Below are 17950 nucleotides of genomic sequence, written 5' to 3' on the forward strand. Positions count from 1 at the left end.
GACAGACCCCGGGGCACTTCCTACGTTCCCTTCATGCGAACCGGTTCGACGACGACCGGTCAGCGTCGAACCGGTTCGAGCACATCCGAGCAAGGAGTGGCCGTGAACATCGGTGAGATCGCACGCCGGGCCGGAGTCTCGCGGAGCACCGTGTCCTACGCGCTGAGCGGCAAGCGCCCGGTGTCGGAGGACACGCGCCGCAAGATCCAGCAGGTCGTCGACGAGCTGGGGTACCAGCCCAGCGCCAGTGCCCGCGCCCTGGCCAACGGCCGGACCAGCACCCTCGGCCTGGTCTTCCCGCCCGCCGGGAACCACTACACGGGGATGCAGCTGGACTTCATCGGCAGCGTCGTCGAGGCCGCCGCGGTCTACGACTACGACGTGCTGCTGTCCCCCAGCGGCGTGGACAGCGACCGCTCCTTCCAGCGACTGCTGGGTGAGCGGCGGGTCGACGGCGCGATCCTGATGGAGATCAGGCTGGAGGACGACCGGGCCGACCATCTGGCCGCCCTGGACTTCCCGTCCGTCGCCATCGGCCGTACGGCTCGTGCCGAAGGCAGCTGGTGGGTGGGCCTGGACCACACCACGCTCGTGGAGGCCTGCGTCCACCACCTGGCGGATCTCGGCCACCGCCGGATCGCCTTCGTCAACCGTCCCGAGCAGCTGCTGCGGGCCGGGTACGAGTCCGCGCACCGCGGCCTGGACGGTTTCACCAAGGCCGCGGCCGAGCGTGGGCTGACCGTCCGGGCGTACTGCTGCGGGGACGACGCCGCCTCGGGCCAGGCCTGTGTGGCACGGATCCTGCACGACGACCCGGCCACCACCGGCCTGGTCACGCTGAACGAGGCCGCGCTCGGCGGCCTGTACCGGGGGCTGGCCCAGGCCGGCCGCCATGTCCCGCGCGACTTCTCCGTCACCGGGGTCGTGGCCGCCCGCTGGGCGGAGACTGTGACGCCGCAGCTCACGGCGGCGGACGTGCCCGCGGCCGACCTGGGCCGGCTCGCCGTCGACCTGCTGGTGGAGCGGCTCGACCACCCCGGCGCCCCGCCCCGGCACCACCTCCTCACCCCGCCCATCTCGCTGCGGGCCAGCACCGGGCCCGCGGGTGTCACGCCCGCCGCGGGCACCGGGGCCGCTACGACGCCCTGACGCCCCTCTTCCCGTCCCGTCACACGCCCTGACGCCCCTCTTCCCGTCCCGTCACACGCCCTGACACCCCTCTTCCCGTCCCGTCACACGCCTTGACGGCCACGCCGTTCGGTGTGCCCACCCTCAAGAAGCGCCCTCGCCTCGGCACCCGCATGCCCGACAGACCTCGGCACCCTCTTGCCCGCCACACCTCGGCACCCGCATGCCCGACACAAAGGACCCCGCGATGAACAGCTTCTCCAGACGGCGCCGCCTGACCGCCGCGGCCCTGACCGCCCTGGCCGTCGCCACGAGCGCCACCGCCTGCGGATCCGGCTCGGCAGGCACCGGGACGAAGGCCGCGGACGACGGCACGTACACGATCTGGGACCCGTACCCGCAGTTCGCCAAGGGCTCCGCGTGGGTGAAGCTGCTGGACGCCTGCGGCAGCGAAGCCGGAGTGAAGATCAAGCGGACCGGCTTCGACACCAGCGACCTGGCCAACAAGACGCTGCTCGCCGCCCAGCAGGGCAACTCCCCCGACGTCCTCATCGTCGACAACCCGGTGGTGTCGACCCTGGCCGAGGCGGGTGTGCTCACCACCACCGACGACAGCGAGCTCGACACCTCCGGCGTGGACCCCAACCTGCTCGCGGCCGGCCAGTCGGACGGCAAGACCTACGGCACCCCGATCGGCGCCAACACGCTCGCCCTCTACTACAACAAGGAGGTCCTGAAGGAAGCCGGGGTGGACATAGCCACGGTCAAGAACTGGCAGTCGCTGACGGCGGCGCTGAAGAAGGTCGAGGACGCCGGAAAGAAGGGCATCACCTTCTCCGCGATCGGCACCGAGGAGGGCAGCTTCCAGTTCCTGCCGTGGTTCTGGGGCTCAGGAGCCGAGCTGACCGACGTCGACTCGCCCGCAGGCGTCTCCGCGCTTTCCCTCTGGAAGGACTGGCTGGACAAGGGCTACGCCCCCAACTCGGTGCTCAACAACACCCAGACCACCAGCTGGCAGGAGTTCGCGACGGGCGACTACGCCTTCGCGGAGAACGGCACCTGGCAGCTCGCGGCCGCCAAGAAGGCCGGCTTCGACTTCGGTGTCCTGCCCGTCCCGGCCGCCGAGGGAGGCAGCGCCGCGGCCCCGACGGGCGGCGAGTTCGTCACCGTCCCGGTGCAGGGCGACACCGGCCGCTACACCACCACGCGCAAGCTCGCGACCTGCCTGACCAGCACCAAGAACCTGTACGACACCGACACCACCCTGTCCTACGTCGCACCCACCGCCGAGGTCCAGAAGAAGCAGGTGGCGGCCGACCCCGACCTCAAGCCCTGGGTGGACGCGGTCAAGTCCGCCAAGGGCCGCACCAGCGACGACCTGGGCACCAAGTACCCCAAGATCTCCGAACAGTTGTGGAAGGCCGTGCAGTCCGCCCTCAGCGGCTCCAAGTCGCCGAAGGACGCGCTCACCACCGCCCAGTCCGCGGCCAAGTGACCATGGGCCGGGGCCTTCCGACGATCCACACGAGACAGTGGGCCGCCTGGGCCTTCCTCACCCCGGTGACGCTGTACCTCGTCCTCTTCTACGCCTATCCGCTCTACCGCAACCTCGACCTGAGCCTGCGCGACTACACCGTCCGCTCCTTCGTCCAGGGCGACGCGCCCTTCACCGGCCTCGCGAACTACCGGACCGTCTTCGACGACCCGGCCTTCACCCCGGCTCTGCTCCACACCCTCGTGTTCACCGCCGTGTGCCTGGTCCTCCAGTACGTCATCGGCCTGGCGCTCGCCGTCTTCTTCAACCAGCACTTCCGGCTCTCCGCCACCCTGCGGGCGCTGTTCCTGGTGCCCTGGCTGCTGCCGCTGATCGTGTCGGCCTCCACCTGGTCGTGGCTGCTCAACAGCGACTCCGGGCTGGTCAACGCGCTGCTGAGCGCCGTCGGCGCCGACCCGGTGAACTGGCTGACCTCGCCGTCCTGGTCACTCACCTCCGTGATCATCGCCAACGTCTGGATCGGCATCCCCTTCAACCTGGTCGTGCTCCACAGCGGCCTCCAGTCCATCCCGCCCGGCCTGTACGAGGCCGCCGCCCTCGACGGGGCGGGTCCCTGGCGGCGCTTCTGGAGCATCACCTTCCCGCTGCTGCGGCCGGTGTCCGCGATCACCCTGCTGCTCGGGCTCGTCTACACCCTCAAGGTCTTCGACATCATCTGGATCATGACCAAGGGCGGCCCGGCGGGAGCCTCCACGACCTTCGCCACCTGGTCCTACCAGCTCGGCTTCGGCAACCTGCTGCCCGCCTTCGGCCCGGGCGCGGCCGTGGGCAACCTGCTGGTGCTGGCCGCCCTGGTGTTCGGCCTGGTCTACGCCCGGGCGCAGAGAAAGCAGACCCTCTCATGAGCCGGAACGGCACACGCACCTGGGGAAGGACGACCATCGGCGTCCTGCTGACCGGGATCATGCTCTTCCCGGTCTACTGGATGCTGAACGTGTCCCTCACCCCCGACCAGGACATGCGCAAGACCCCACCGGACCTCTTCCCCGTCCACGGCACCCTGTCCGGCTACCGCACCGTCCTCGACGAGCAGTTGCCCTACCTCGGCACGAGCCTCGTCATCGGCCTGGGCACCGTCGCCCTGACCGTGGCCCTCGCCGCCCCCGCCGGCTACGCACTGGCCAAACTGCGCCCACGCGGCGGCGGAGCACTGAGCTTCCTCCTCCTGACCGCCCAGATGATCCCCGGCATCATCATGGCGATGGGCTTCTACGCCATCTACCTCCAGCTCGGCCTGCTCCAGTCCGTCCCCGGCCTGATCGTCGCCGACTCCACCCTGGCCGTCCCCTTCGCGGTCCTCATCTTCACCGCGTTCATGTCCGGCATCCCCGACGAACTGCTCCAGGCCGCGCGGACGGACGGTGCCGGGCCCTGGCGCACCTTCCGCTCGATCGTCCTGCCGATGAGCCGCAACGCCGTCGTCACCGTGTCGCTGTTCGCGTTCCTGTGGTCCTGGTCCGACTTCGTCTTCGCGAGCACCCTCGTCAACGGCGGCCCGCGGGAGCCGATCACCCTCGGCATCTACCACTACATCGGCAACAACAACCAGGAGTGGAACGCCATCATGGCCACCGCCGTCGTGGCCTCGCTGCCGGCCGCGGTCATCCTCGTCCTGGCCCAGCGCTATGTCGCCGCCGGTGTGACAGCCGGCGCGGTCAAGGACTGACCCGGCGCGGTCAAGGACTGCCCCGGCGCGGCCGAGGACCGGCCTCCGCACCACCCCTGCTCGAGAAACGAGTGCCCCTTCATGACCGCCGACCGCTCCGGCCCGGCCTTCTCCGTCCAGGACATCCCCTTCAGCACCTACGGGTCGTGGTTCGGCATCTCCCCCGTGGTGGCGGAGAAGACGTACGCCGACGACCTCCACCTCGTCTCGCACCAGAACGGCATGCACCCCGTACTGCGCCTGACACCCCTCGACCGGGCGACGGGCGAGCGGGCCGAGACCCAGGTGGAGGCCAGCCCGGCCCTGCTGAGCTGGACCAGCCCCAGCAGCACCGGCCGCGTCGACCTCGCCTACGAGTCGCCGGACACCATGCGCCTGCGCGGCACGGCACTGTCCCTGCGCGTCTCCGCGTCAGCCCCCGCCCTGACCCCCTTCAGCGGCACGTACTTCTTCCGCGACGCGGCCACCGAGGCCTACGTCTTCACGTCATACGAGACCGGCCGCCGCTACCGCGTCACCGTCCTGTCCGGCACGGTGACCCACACCTACGGCGACCAGGCCCTGGGCACCGCCGACCGCGGCCTCACGATCACCGCCGACCCGGACGGCTCCTGGGAGATCGCCGTCGAGGAACTCGACACGGCCCGCCCGCCGTACGTGTCGACCGCACAGTTCGGCAAGATCGTCGAGGCGGCGCGGAACGCCTTCACCGACTTCCTCGACGCGGTGGCCCCCTGGCGCTCCCCGGCCACCCCGGCCGCCGAACTCGCCGCCTACGTGGTCTGGTCCGCGACCGTACGACCGGCCGGACTGGTCCCCCGCCCCGCCGTCCTCATGTCCAAGCACTGGATGGACAAGGTCTGGAGCTGGGACCACTGCTTCAACGCCCTGGCCCTGGCACCCGGCTGCCCCGGACTGGCCTGGGACCAGTACCAGCTGCCCTTCGACCACCAGGACGAGACCGGGGCGCTCCCCGACTCGGTCACCCACTCCGAGGTCCTGCACAACTTCGTCAAACCGCCCGTTCACGGCTGGGCCCTCGGCCATCTGCGCCGCCGTCTGCCCACACCCCCCGACCGCACGGAACTGGCAGGCACCTACGACCGGCTGGAACGCTGGACGACCTTCTGGCTCACCGCCCGGCGCACCCCCGGCGCGGCACTCCCCCACTACCACCACGGCAACGACAGCGGCTGGGACAACGCCACCACCTTCGACCCCGAACGCCTGGTCGTCACCGCGGACCTGGCCGCCTTCCTCATCCTCCAGCTGCACGAACTGGCCGCCCTGGCAGAGCACTTGGACAGACCCGACGACGCCCACCGCTGGACACGGACCGCCGAGACGACCCAGGCGTCCCTCCTGGACGAACTCTGGACCGGCGACCGATTCACGACCCGAGGCGTCCACAGCGGTAACGCCTGGACCAGCTCCAGCCTCCTCGACCTGATGCCCATCGTGCTGGGCGAGCACCTCCCCGCCGAGATCAGCACCGTCCTGGCCGACCGCATCGCGACCCACCTGACCCCGCACGGCCTGGCCACGGAGCTGCCGGCCTCGCCGCACTACCTGCCCGACGGCTACTGGCGCGGCCCGATCTGGGCCCCCGCCACGGTCCTCATCGAAGACGGCCTGCGCCGCGCCGGCCACCACCGCCTGGCAGCCGACATCAGCGCCCGCTTCCGCGCCCTGTGCGAAACCCACGGCTTCGCCGAGAACTTCGACGCCCTGACCGGCACGGGCCTACGGGACCGCGCCTACACGTGGACCGCCGCCGGCTACCTCCTCCTCGCGGAGGCAGCCGCCGACGACACACTCAGTGCACGTGCCCACTCGAAGCAGGCGCCGGACCGGCGTTCTTGACCGACAGGGGCAGCAGCTTCTTCCCCGTCGGGCCGATCTGGATCTCCGTGTCCATTTGAGGACACACCCCGCAGTCGAAGCACGGCGTCCACCGGCAGTCCTCGACCTCGGTCTCGTCGAGGGAGTCCTGCCAGTCCTCCCACAGCCAGTCCTTGTCCAGGCCGGAGTCGAGGTGGTCCCAGGGGAGGACCTCCTCGTAGGTCTTCTCGCGGGTCGTGTACCAGTCGACGTCGACGCCGAAGGCGGGCAGCGTCTTCTCGGCGCACGCCATCCAGCGGTCGTACGAGAAGTGCTCGCGCCAGCCGTCGAAGCGGCCGCCGTCGTCGTAGACCGCGCGGATGACCGCGCCGATGCGGCGGTCGCCGCGGGAGAGCAGGCCCTCGACGATGCCGGGCTTGCCGTCGTGGTAGCGGAAGCCGATGGAGCGGCCGTACTTCTTGTCGCCGCGGATCTTGTCCCGCAGCTTCTGCAGCCGGGCGTCCGTCTCCTCGGCGGAGAGCTGCGGGGCCCACTGGAAGGGGGTGTGGGGCTTGGGGACGAAACCGCCGATCGAGACCGTGCAGCGGATGTCGTTCTGGCCGGAGACCTTGCGGCCCTCGGCGATCACCCTCGTCGCCATGTCGGCGATCTGGAGGACGTCGTCGTCGGTCTCCGTGGGCAGGCCGCACATGAAGTACAGCTTCACCTGGCGCCAGCCGTTGCCGTACGCGGTGGAGACCGTGCGGATCAGGTCGTCCTCGGAGACCATCTTGTTGATGACCTTGCGGATGCGTTCCGAGCCGCCCTCGGGGGCGAAGGTGAGGCCGGAGCGGCGGCCGTTCCTGGTCAGTTCGTTCGCCAGGTCGATGTTGAAGGCGTCCACGCGGGTGGAGGGGAGGGACAGACCGATCTTGTCCTCCTCGTAGCGGTCCGCCAGGCCCTTGGCGACGTCGGCGATCTCCGTGTGGTCCGCCGAGGAGAGGGAGAGCAGGCCCACCTCCTCGAAGCCTGTCGCCTTGAGGCCCTTGTCGACCATGTCGCCGATGCCCGTGATGGAGCGCTCGCGGACCGGGCGGGTGATCATGCCGGCCTGGCAGAAGCGGCAGCCGCGGGTGCAGCCGCGGAAGATCTCCACCGACATGCGCTCGTGGACCGTCTCGGCCAGCGGGACCAGGGGCTGCTTGGGGTACGGCCACTCGTCCAGGTCCATGACGGTGTGCTTGGAGACCCGCCACGGGACGCCGCTGCGCTTCGGTACGACACGGGCGATCCGGCCGTCGGGCAGGTACTCGACGTCGTAGAAGCCGGGGACGTACACCCCGCCGGTCCGGGCGAGGCGGAAGAGGAGTTCCTCGCGGCCGCCGGGGCGGCCTTCCGCCTTCCAGGCTCGGATGATCGCGGTGACCTCGAGGACCGCCTGCTCGCCGTCGCCGATGACCGCGCAGTCGATGAAGTCGGCGATCGGCTCGGGGTTGAACGCGGCGTGCCCGCCGGCCATGACGATCGGGTCGTCCAGACCGCGGTCCTTGGACTCCAGCGGGATGCCGGACAGGTCCAGGGCGGCCAGCATGTTCGTGTAGCCCAGCTCCGTGGAGAAGGACAGGCCGAACACGTCGAAGGCCTTGACCGGCCGGTGGCTGTCCACCGTGAACTGCGGGACGCTGTGCTCCCGCATGAGCTCCTCGAGGTCCGGCCACACGCTGTAGGTGCGCTCGGCGAGGACGCCCTGCTGCTCGTTCAGGACCTCGTAGAGGATCATGACGCCCTGGTTGGGCAGACCGACCTCGTAGGCGTCCGGGTACATGAGCGCCCAGCGGACGTCGCTGGAGTCCCAGTCCTTGACCGTGGAGTTGAGTTCTCCGCCGACGTACTGGATCGGCTTCTGCACATGCGGGAGCAGAGCTTCGAGCTGCGGGAACACCGACGCAGCGACTTCGGCAGGCATGTCGCGCACCTTCGTGAGCTGGACTGTACTGACAGGGGTGACCATCCAGCCTAACGTGACCGCGGGGCGTCCTCGTACGCCCGAGGCTCAGAGGCTCGCCGTCCCGTCCTTGATCCCGTCCCAGAACCCGGGCAGTTCGGCCTCCACGCGCGCGGCCCGCTGCGCCTCGCGCTCGTGGAGCAGGCCGTAGGTGAACGCGCTCTCCCCCGCCGCGTGGGCCACCGCCGACAGTTCGCGGAGGGTCCCCCGGGCCATCACGCTGTCCTGGTGCTCGCCGAGCAGGTTCTGCAGCGCCTTCATGGACTTGACCAGGTTCTTTGCCGGCTTGCCGAGGGCCGGTTTGCCGGCCTCCGCCGCGTAGCGGGTGCGCTTGGTCTTCTTGCGGGCCTCGTGGATCGCGACGTCCCGATCGGTGCCGGGCTCCAGCTCCCGTGCCTGCTGGACCAGCCCGGTGACCTTGCGGAAGTCCTTCTTCACGGCCTTGGCGATCACCTTGCGGGGCTTCTTGCCGGCCGCCTTGAGCAGCGGCGGGTCGGCGATCAGCGCGTCCAGGGTGTCGAGCAGGGCGAGATAGCGGTGGGAGTCCAGGACGCCGAGGAGCTTGCCGCGGGCGCCGCCGTGCTCGGCGCTCGACCAGGAGTGGAGCCGCTCGGACAGCGGGCCGCGGACCAGATCGGCGGGCACCTCGTCGAGGGCGGCCGTGAGCCGCTCGGTCAGCACCTCGCGGTCCCGGTCCAGGCCCAGCTCGCCGGCCAGCCACTTCAGCTCGTCGCCGACCGGGTCGGTGACCTTCCGGTCGAGGACCGCGCCGAACGACTTGAAGGTGCTGCGCAGCCGTCGGGTGGCCACGCGCATGCTGTGCACGGAGTCCTCGGCGTCCCGGCGGACGGCCGGGTCGAGCTCGACGATCGCGTCGCGCTGAGTGCGCACGTAGGCGAGCACATGGTCCCCGGCGGTCACCGGGTCCCCGGCGGAGGCGGACGGGCGCTTCTTCCCCGGCGCCGTCTCCGCGAGGGCGCGGGCCAGCTTCGACGCCGACGCCGACGGGCGGACGCCCGCCTTGCGCAGCCGCTTCTCCACCTTGTCGAGCAGGGCCGGGTCGCCGCCGTCGGCGAGTTCCACCTCGATCTCGGTCCACTGTGTCTCGCCGCCGCCGGGCGTGAGCCGCTCGGCGTGTACGGCGTCGACGGCGACCTCGGCGAGCAGCCCGCCGTCGGCGTCGACGAGGTGGCGTACGTCACGCTCGGAGCGCAGCCGGACGACGGGCAGCAGTTCGCCGTCACGGACGCGGGAGCGGACGAGCCCGGCGAGCTCGTCGGGGAGGGTGTCGGAGAGCGGGGCGTGGATCTCGTCGCGGACGCCCGGGGCGATCGGGAACTTCAGATGCCAGCCCGCGTCGGAGCCGCCGGTGCGGCGGCGCAGGGTGACGGACGACGCGGCGAGGCGTTCGTCGACTGTGTCGTAGTAGGTGGCGTCGAGGTGGACGACCCCCTTGTCGGCAACGGCCACGACCCCGGCGACGCCGGTCAGGTCGGGGAGCCCGCTGTCCTCGGATTCGTACTTGCGCTCGATCTCGCGTTTCGTCTCCGCCATGAATCAAATCTAGTGGCTGACCAGCCGGGACAGCAGTGGTGTGCGCCTCCGAAAGGGTCGTCGTGTTCAGGTCGTCAGCAGGGCCCGCAGCTCATCGCCGTCCGGGAACGGCGCGTCCTTCGCCGTCCGGGAGACGAGATACACGTGGGCGTCCTCGAACTGGTGGTACGACAGCGGCTCCGGGCCCTGTCCGACGATCAGCACGTTGTGCTCCAGGCGCCAGCTCACGTACCGGGTGTCGTACCTGGGCTGCCGGATGTCGTGGTCCGGCAGGCCCAGCCGCTCGGTGAAGCGCCGCACGACGGTGGCGAAGTGGGCGTCGAACTCCGGCCGCCAGGCACCCTCCTCGCTGGTCCAGCCGGGCAGGGTGCCCCAGCAGTCCTCGTCGAGCAGACCGCCGTCGACGGAGTAGAGGTAGGCGAACGGCAGGTAGAGCGAGCCGTCGCCGTCGCAGGTGACGAAGTGGCCCTGCGGGGTGACGTGGGTGGCGTCGGGGACATCGGGGGCGCCCTCGTACGCCGGTCCACGCACCGCCCGCGACCAGTCGGGCCAGTCGGCCTCGCGCATCCTCGTCTCGACGGCGTCGTCGTCGGTCAGGTCCAGCTCCGCCAGCGCGAGGAGCTGACCCGCCACCTCCTCGGTCACCGGGCACTGGGCCACATACTCCCCGGACATTCCCCTCCCCCGTTCAGGCGGCTAGGCCGACATCGGCCGCTGCACCCGGATCGACTGCAACAACCCGACCGCTATCCACACGGCGAACATCGACGAACCGCCGTACGACACGAAGGGCAGCGGCAGGCCGGTGACCGGCATGATGCCGAGGGTCATGCCGACGTTCTCGAACGTCTGGAAGCCGAACCAGGCAACGATGCCGGCGGCCACGATGGTGCCGTACAGGTCGCTGGTGTCGCGGGCGATGGTGCAGGCCCGCCACAGGACGATGCCGAGCAGCAGGATGATCAGGCCGCCGCCGAGGAAGCCCAGTTCCTCGCCCGCCACGGTGAAGACGAAGTCCGTCTGCTGCTCGGGGACGAACTGGCCGGTGGTCTGCGAGCCGTGGAAGAGGCCGGAGCCGGTCAGTCCGCCGGAGCCGATGGCGATCCGGGCCTGGTTGGTGTTGTAGCCGACGCCCGCCGGGTCGAGCTCGGGGTTGGCGAAGGCGGCGAAGCGGGCGATCTGGTAGTCGTCAAGCACCCCGAGCTGCCAGACGGTGACCGCCCCGAGGGTGCCCGCGCCGAGCAGGCCGAACACCCACCGGTTGGACGAGCCGGAGGCGAGCAGCACTCCGAGCACGATGATGACCATGACCATGACCGACCCGAGGTCGGGCATGAGCATCACGATCAGCATGGGCACGGCGGCCAGGCCCAGGGCCTGTACGACCGTGCGGTGATCGGGGTACTGCTTGTCGCCCGCGTCGACCCGGGCCGCCAGCAGCATGGCCATGCCCAGGATGATCGTGACCTTCACGAACTCCGAGGGCTGGAGGGAGAAGCCGCCGGGGAGCTTGATCCAGGAGTGGGCGCCGTTGATCGTGGAGCCGAGCGGGGTGAGCACCAGCAGGATCAGCAGGACCGAGACGCCGTACAGGATCGGCACGGCCGTGCGCAGGGCGCGGTGGCCGAGCCAGATCGTGCCGGCCATCAGGGCGAGGCCGATGCCGGTGTTCAGCAGGTGCCGGATGAGGAAGTAGTACGGGTCGCCCTGGTTGAGCTCCGTACGGTTGCGGGTCGCCGAGTAGACGAGGAGCGTGCCGAGCAGCGACAGGACCAGCGCCGACAGCAGGATCGGCCAGTCCAGTCGCCGCACCACCGAGTCACGGGCGAGGAGCCGCGTCCAGCCGGAGCGCTCGGGGCCGTAGCCGGATACCTGGAAGCTGTTCACACCGCCGGTCATGTCGTCGGCCTCCGGCTTCCCCTGCGGCGCCGCCGCCTTCGGGTGTCACGGTTCTCCGGCGTGGGCGGGGCCGCCGTCGCCGGCTGAAGCGGGTCGGCCGGGGCGTTCGGGTCCTTCTTCTCGGCCCGCTGGTCCTTGGCCGGGTCCTTGGAGACCTTCGGGGAGGAGATGGTGCCGTCGGTCCTGACCTTCGGCAGGGCCTCCTGCGGGGTGGGCAGCAGGGCCTTCTTCTTGTTGATCTCGCCGTCCTCGGAGACGCCGTACAGCGCGTTGTAGATGTTGCGGACGGCGGGGCCCGAGGCGCCGGAGCCCGTACCACCCTGCGCGATGGTCATGACGATCGCGTAGTCCTTGGTGTAGGTGGCGAACCACGAGGTCGTCTGCTTGCCGTAGACCTCGGCCGTACCCGTCTTGGCGTGCATCGGGATCTTGTCCTGCGGCCAGCCGCCGAACCTCCAGGCGGCCGTACCGCGGGTGGCGACTCCCGCGAGGGCGTCGTCTATGCGGTCGCGCGTCTCCCGCGTCATCGGCAGCTTGCCGTGCGACTTGGGCTTGATCGGCGTGACGGTCTTGCCGTCGGCGCTGATGACGGCCTTGCCGACGGAGGGGTCGTAGAGGGTGCCGCCGTTGGAGATGGCCCCGTAGATGGTGGCCATCTGGATCGGGGTGACGAGGGTGTCGCCCTGGCCGATGGAGTAGTTGACGGAGTCACCGGCGCGCAGGCGGTTGCCTTCGAGGCAGTTCTCGTAGGCGATCTTCTCGGCGTAGCTGCCGTTGCGCTTGCCGGTGCGGCACCAGACGTCCTTGTTGGCCTTCCAGTAGTCCAGCTTCCACTGGCGGTCGGGGATGCGGCCCGTGACCTCGTTGGGGAGGTCGATGCCGGTCTCCTTGCCGAGGCCGAACTGGTGGGCGGTCTTGTAGAACCAGTCGTTGGTCTTCTTCTTGGGCTTGGCGCCGCCGTCGCGCTTCCACTCCTCGTGGGAGAGCCGGTAGAAGACGGTGTCGCAGGAGACCTCCAGGGCGCGGCCGAGGCTGATCGGGCCGTATCCCTTGGACTCGAAGTTCTTGAAGACCTGGCCGCCGAGGTTGAACGAGCTGGAGCACTGGTAGGGGCCGTCGAAGGAGTAGCCGGCGTTGATCGCGGCGGCCGTCGGGACGACCTTGAAGATCGAGCCGGGCGCCGACTGGCCCTGGATCGCGCGGTTGAGCAGCGGGTAGTTGGAGCTCTTGCCGGTGAGCCGCGCGTAGTCCTTGGCGGAGATGCCGCCGACCCAGGCGTTCGGGTCGTAGTTCGGGTTGGACGCCATGGCGACGACGCGGCCGGTCTTGGCCTCCATCACCACGACGGCACCGGAGTCGGCCTTGTAGTTGACGCCGGTGTTCCGGTCGTGCTGCTTGCGGGCTTCCTTCATGGCCTCGTTCAGCTGGTACTCGGCGATCCGCTGGACGCGGGAGTCGATGCTGGTGACGAGGTTGTCGCCCGGGTGGGTGGGGTCGGCCTCGGCCTGGCCGATGACACGGCCGAGGTTGTCGACCTCGTAGCGGGTGACGCCGGCCTTGCCGCGCAGCGCCTTGTCGTACTGGCGCTCCAGGCCCGAGCGGCCGACCTGGTCGGAGCGCAGATACGGCGAGTTGGTGTTCTGCGCCTGCTTGATCTCCTCGTCGGTGACCGGCGAGAGATAGCCGAGGACCTGGGCGGTGTTGGCCTTGCCCGGGCTCGGGTAGCGGCGCATGGCCTCCGGCTCGGCGGTGATGCCGGGGAAGTCCTCGGCGCGCTCGCGGATCTGCAGGGCCTGCTTGGGCGTGGCCTCGTCGGTGATGGGGATGGGCTGGTACGGCGAGCCGTTCCAGCAGGGCTGGGGCGTCTCGGAGTCGCACAGCCGGACCTTCGCCATGACCTCCTTGGGCTTCATGCCCAGGACCTTGGCGAGCTTGGCGAGGACGTCCTTGCCGTCGTCCGGCATCTTCAGCAGGTCGGTGCGGGAGGCGGAGACGACCAGCCGGGTCTCGTTGTCGGCGAGGGCCACTCCGCGCGCGTCCAGGATCGAACCCCGGACGGCGGGCTGGACGACCTGCTGGACGTGGTTCCCGGACGCCTCCTTGGCGTATGCCGCGCCCTCACGGATCTGGAGGTACCACAGGCGTCCGCCGAGCGTGAGCAGGAGGGAGAGGACGAGAACCTGGATGACGACGAGCCGGATCTGGACCCGTGTGTTCCGACCGGTCTCGGGAATGTTGGTCACGGGTGCTGCCTCCCCCTCTCAGCGCGCGTACGGAACAGCGGGTGCGACGGCATGTCCGGGCACGTGTGTGCGGATACGAGTGATGAACGGCCGGCCCATGAGTCGGCGTTCCGACTGGAGGCCCTCGTTCGGGTGAACTTCCCTGCGTTCACAGCCGCTTGACCCCCTTGATGCGCCCGGCCCGCGCCATCCGGGCCCGGGCCGCCTTCACCCGCAGCCCGTTCCGCTGGCTGCCGATCCTCAGGCCCGTGCCGCCGGAGAGCCAGCCGGAGGAGATGTCGGTGGCCTTGCCACCGGAGCCGGTGTCGGCGAGCGGATCGTTCTCGGCGCGCCGGGCCAGGGCCATGATCCCCGGCACCACGAACGGGGCGAGCAGCAGGTCGTACAGGGCGGCGGTGAACAGCAGGCTGCCCAGGCCCACATGGCGGGCGGCGGTGTCCCCGACGAGGGCGCCGACCCCGGCGTACAGCAGGGTCGTGCCGACGGCGGCGGCGACCACCACGACCATGGGGCCGGTGGCGGACTTCAGCCGGCCCGTCTCCGGCTTCGCGAGGCCGGCGAGATAGCCGATGACGCACAGCACGAGGGCGTACCGCCCGGCGGCGTGGTCGGCGGGCGGGGCGAGGTCGGCCAGCAGTCCCGCGCCGAAGCCGACGAGGGCGCCACCCACATGGCCGTACACCAGGGCGAGGCCGAGGACGGTGAGGAGCATCAGGTCGGGCACGGCGCCCGGCAGGTGCAGACGGGCGAGGACGCTCACCTGGATCACCAGGGCGACGACGACCAGGGCGGAGGAGAGCAGGATCCGGTTGACGCGCATGAGGTGACAGCTCCTACTGCTCTTGCTGGTTCTGGCCGTCTGCGGGGGCCTCGGCGGACGGCGTCACGGTCACCGTCACCGTCGGCGTGGGGGTGGGCTTGGGTTTGGGCGGGAGCACCGTGTCGCGCGGGTCCTTCTTCGGGACGTCGACGACGACACCGACGATGTCGAGCTTGGTGAAGCTCGCGTACGGCGTGACATAGAGCGTGCGGGTCAGGCCGCCGCCGGACGGGTCGACGCGCGAGACCACGCCGACGGGCACGCCGGGCACGAACGGCCGGTCGGCCTGCGAGCCGAAGGTGACCAGACGGTCGCCCTTCTTCACCTCCGCCTTGCCGTTGAGGAGTTCCACGCGCAGCGGGCGGTCGCCCTGCCCGGAGGCGAAGCCGAGCTCGTCGCCGGACTCCATCCGGGTGCCGACGGTGAAGTCGGGGTCGCTGGCGAGCAGGACCGTGGCGGTGTTGGGCCCGACGGTGGTGACGCGGCCGACCAGCCCGTCCCCGTTCAGGACGGTCATGTCGCGCTTGATGCCGTCGTTGGCGCCGACGTCGACGGTGATGGTCCAGGAGAAGCCCTGCGCGGCTCCTATCGCGATGACCTGGGCACCCTTGATGCCGTACTGGCCGGTGCCCGCGACCTTCAGCATCTTGTCGAGCTGCTTGAGGCGGCTGCGGCTGCGGTCGTCGCTGCCGAGTCTCGCCTTGAGGGCCGCGTTCTCCTCTTCCAGCACGGCGAGCCGGTCGTGCCGTTCGCCGGATTCACGGATGGCGGAGACCGCGTTGCCGACCGGGTCGACCGCGGCCGAGACACCGCTCTCGATCGGGCCGAAGACCGTCGCCGCGCCCTGCCGGGCGCCGTCGACGGGCGAGTCCTCTCCACCGCGGATGTCCACCGTGATCAAAGCGAACGCGATGGCGATCAGCAGCACCAGGAGCAGCCGACTCTCTCGTGTGTCCCTCACGTGCGGCGGCCGTGCCCTTCCTCATAGGAATTCGGGGAGCCCCAGGGAAACCCGAGGGGCTGCTTTGTGGGAGCTTATGCCTCTATATCAACGATCCGCCGTACGAGAGGAGATCGTCCCGTACGGCGGAATCGAAGAGTTATGTCATCTGCGCGGCTGGGCGTCCAGCACCTGCTGGAGTGCCTCGAACTCCTCGACGCACTTACCGGAACCGAGCGCCACGCTGTCCAGCGGATCCTCGGCGATATGGATCGGCATACCGGTCTCCCGGCGCAGCCGCTCGTCCAGACCCCGCAGCAACGCCCCGCCGCCGGTCAGAACGATTCCCCGGTCCATGATGTCGCCGGACAGCTCCGGCGGACACTTGTCGAGGGTCGTCTTGACGGCGTCGACGATGGCGTTGACCGGTTCCTCGATCGCCTTGCGGACTTCGCCGGCGGAGATGACGACGGTCTTCGGCAGCCCGGACACCAGGTCCCGGCCGCGGATTTCGGTGTGTTCGTCAGCGTCGAGGTCGTACGCCGAACCGATCGTGATCTTGATCTGCTCGGCCGTGCGCTCACCCAGCAGGAGGGAGTACTCCTTCTTGATGTGCTGGATGATCGCGTTGTCCAGTTCGTCGCCCGCCACGCGGATGGACTGGGCGGTGACGATGCCGCCGAGGGAGATGACCGCGACCTCCGTGGTGCCGCCGCCGATGTCGACCACCATGTTGCCCGTGGCCTCGTGGACCGGCAGGCCGGAGCCGATGGCCGCGGCCATGGGCTCCTCGATGATGTGCACCTGGCGGGCGCCGGCCTGGGACGACGCCTCGATGACGGCGCGGCGCTCGACGCCCGTGATGCCCGAGGGCACACAGACGACGACCCGCGGACGAGCCAGATAGCGCCGCTTGTGGATCTTCAGAATGAAGTAGCGGAGCATCCGCTCGGTGATCTCGAAGTCGGCGATCACGCCGTCCTTCAGAGGACGTACGGCAACGATGTTGCCGGGCGTGCGCCCGATCATCTTCTTCGCTTCGGCCCCGACCGCGAGGATGCCACCGGTGTTGGTGTTGATCGCGACGACGGACGGTTCGTTGAGTACGATCCCGCGACCCCTGACGTACACCAGCGTGTTGGCGGTCCCGAGGTCGACAGCCATGTCACGGCCGATGAACGACATTGAGTTCCCCATCAGGATTCGTCTGGCCTTCCCACTAGCTTTTGAGGGCTTTTCAGGTAGGCAAAGGTGGGTGCTGTGACGTGAAGGCTTCCATCGTAGACGCGCCTTCGCGAACACTGCGGGAGGGTCTCCGCCAATGTCAGCAGATGCTGTGCGGGTTCGCTTGTGGAGACGGGCGTTCGGGGGCGATCGTTCCCTCGATCGGCACGTATATGCCAGGAAAGTCCGGGAGCGGCGCTCCCGGACTTTGCTCGGCCTTCGCGCTTTAGGCGCGACCCGGGAAGAAGATCTTCACTTCACGCTCGGCGGACTCCTCCGAGTCCGAGGCGTGGATCAGGTTCTCGCGGACGATGACGCCGTAGTCGCCGCGGATGGAGCCGGGCGCGGCGGCGATCGGGTCGGTCGGGCCGGCGAGCGCGCGCAGCCCCTCGATGACCCGCTCACCCTCGACGATCAGCGCCACCACCGGGCCGGAGGCCATGAACTCCACCAGCGGCTCGTAGAAGGGCTTGCCCTTGTGCTCGCCGTAGTGCTGCTCCAGCGTGTCCTGGTCCAGGGTGCGCAGTTCCAGCGCGGTGATCCGCCAGCCCGCCTTGCGCTCGATGCGGCCGATGATCTCGCCGGTCAGGCCACGCCGGACGGCGTCGGGCTTGAGCAGGACGAGGGTGCGCTGGGTCACGACGGGCTCCTATGCGTCAAGGTATGCGTCAAGGTTTTACGGAAAGACGAGATTACCCGGCGTGTCGGGGCGCTCGTTACGCAGCGTCAGGTGTGGAGGGACCCGGAGGACCCGCCTGGGTCCCCTGGGCGGCGAATCGCGCCTTGGCCTCGTCCACCTTCCGCCCGTAGTGCACGGACGCCCACCACAGGGCCGCGAAGATCGCGCCCAGGAAGAACATGATCGGCACGACGAAGCCCGACGCGACGAGCGCGAGCTGCAGCGCCCAGCCGAGCGCGACCCCGCCGGGGCGCGTCACCAGTCCGCACAGCACCAGGCACAGGAACATCGCGACACCGCTGACCGTCCACACCGTGGCCATGGACAGATCGGGGTCCTTCATGGCGACCAGGCCGGCGAAGCCGATGACGAAGAACTCGCCGATCAGGGTCGAGGAACAGAGCGTACGCACGGGT

At 69.7% G+C, this 17950-nt stretch carries 15 protein-coding genes; 5 read left to right on the forward strand and 10 right to left on the reverse strand.

The features are described 5' to 3' along the window. The first annotated feature begins 102 nt into the window (after nt 1-102). The 5 genes from ACIBK5_RS28835 to ACIBK5_RS28855 all read left to right on the forward strand — a co-directional run bounded on the left by ACIBK5_RS28835 (nt 103) and on the right by ACIBK5_RS28855 (nt 6212). Complete coding sequence (locus ACIBK5_RS28835; RefSeq protein WP_399023909.1) at nt 103-1149, forward strand: LacI family DNA-binding transcriptional regulator; 1047 nt, start codon at nt 103-105, stop codon at nt 1147-1149. A gap of 226 nt (nt 1150-1375) precedes the next feature. Further along, entirely contained in the window at nt 1376-2623 is a 1248-nt protein-coding gene (locus ACIBK5_RS28840) for an extracellular solute-binding protein (protein WP_399023911.1), read from the forward strand. Nucleotides 2624-2625: 2 nt separating this feature from the next. Beyond that, the gene (locus ACIBK5_RS28845) at nt 2626-3528 is read left to right on the forward strand and encodes a carbohydrate ABC transporter permease (RefSeq protein ID WP_399023913.1); all 903 of its coding nucleotides are present in this window, start codon (nt 2626-2628) and stop codon (nt 3526-3528) included. After that, nucleotides 3525-4349: a carbohydrate ABC transporter permease gene (locus ACIBK5_RS28850; protein ID WP_399023916.1), complete on the forward strand. Its 825-nt coding sequence runs from the start codon at nt 3525-3527 to the stop codon at nt 4347-4349. Before ACIBK5_RS28845 ends, ACIBK5_RS28850 begins: the two co-directional genes overlap by 4 nt. Before the next feature lie 81 nt (nt 4350-4430). After that, the gene (locus tag ACIBK5_RS28855; protein ID WP_399023918.1) at nt 4431-6212 is read left to right on the forward strand and encodes an amylo-alpha-1,6-glucosidase; all 1782 of its coding nucleotides are present in this window, start codon (nt 4431-4433) and stop codon (nt 6210-6212) included. Here ACIBK5_RS28855 and ACIBK5_RS28860 read toward each other — a convergent pair. From ACIBK5_RS28860 to ACIBK5_RS28905, 10 genes are all read right to left on the reverse strand, one after another. Then, nucleotides 6166-8136, reverse strand: a complete 1971-nt coding sequence (locus ACIBK5_RS28860) for a TIGR03960 family B12-binding radical SAM protein (RefSeq protein ID WP_399023919.1) — start codon at nt 8134-8136, stop codon at nt 6166-6168. The genes ACIBK5_RS28855 and ACIBK5_RS28860 overlap by 47 nt on opposite strands. Nucleotides 8137-8223: 87 nt before the next feature. Next, nucleotides 8224-9729 (reverse strand): CHAD domain-containing protein, encoded by a 1506-nt coding sequence (locus ACIBK5_RS28865; RefSeq protein ID WP_399023920.1) that lies wholly within the window; start codon nt 9727-9729, stop codon nt 8224-8226. A 66-nt stretch (nt 9730-9795) separates the two neighbouring features. After that, nucleotides 9796-10404 (reverse strand): hypothetical protein, encoded by a 609-nt coding sequence (locus ACIBK5_RS28870; RefSeq protein WP_399023922.1) that lies wholly within the window; start codon nt 10402-10404, stop codon nt 9796-9798. 21 nt (nt 10405-10425) lie between these two features. Beyond that, entirely contained in the window at nt 10426-11628 is a 1203-nt protein-coding gene (gene rodA / locus ACIBK5_RS28875; protein WP_399023924.1) for a rod shape-determining protein RodA, read from the reverse strand. Continuing rightward, nucleotides 11625-13871, reverse strand: coding sequence for a penicillin-binding protein 2 (gene mrdA, locus ACIBK5_RS28880; RefSeq protein ID WP_399023926.1), 2247 nt, complete (start codon nt 13869-13871; stop codon nt 11625-11627). Before mrdA ends, rodA begins: the two co-directional genes overlap by 4 nt. A gap of 148 nt (nt 13872-14019) precedes the next feature. Next, a complete protein-coding gene (mreD, locus tag ACIBK5_RS28885) occupies nt 14020-14691 on the reverse strand; it encodes a rod shape-determining protein MreD (protein WP_399023928.1) in 672 nt (223 codons plus the stop codon). Between the two features lie 13 nt (nt 14692-14704). Next, nucleotides 14705-15652 (reverse strand): rod shape-determining protein MreC, encoded by a 948-nt coding sequence (gene mreC, locus ACIBK5_RS28890; protein ID WP_399023930.1) that lies wholly within the window; start codon nt 15650-15652, stop codon nt 14705-14707. A gap of 144 nt (nt 15653-15796) precedes the next feature. Next, the gene (locus tag ACIBK5_RS28895) at nt 15797-16816 is read right to left on the reverse strand and encodes a rod shape-determining protein (protein WP_005479350.1); all 1020 of its coding nucleotides are present in this window, start codon (nt 16814-16816) and stop codon (nt 15797-15799) included. A gap of 265 nt (nt 16817-17081) precedes the next feature. Beyond that, on the reverse strand, nt 17082-17495 hold the full coding sequence (ndk, locus tag ACIBK5_RS28900) for a nucleoside-diphosphate kinase (RefSeq protein ID WP_184592637.1): 414 nt from the start codon (nt 17493-17495) through the stop codon (nt 17082-17084). A 76-nt stretch (nt 17496-17571) separates the two neighbouring features. Further along, on the reverse strand, nt 17572-17946 hold the full coding sequence (locus ACIBK5_RS28905; protein ID WP_399023933.1) for a DUF4233 domain-containing protein: 375 nt from the start codon (nt 17944-17946) through the stop codon (nt 17572-17574). Between the last annotated feature and the right edge of the window lie 4 nt (nt 17947-17950).

The organism is Streptomyces sp. NPDC050546, from assembly GCF_044457425.1.
GTDB lineage: Bacteria > Actinomycetota > Actinomycetes > Streptomycetales > Streptomycetaceae > Streptomyces.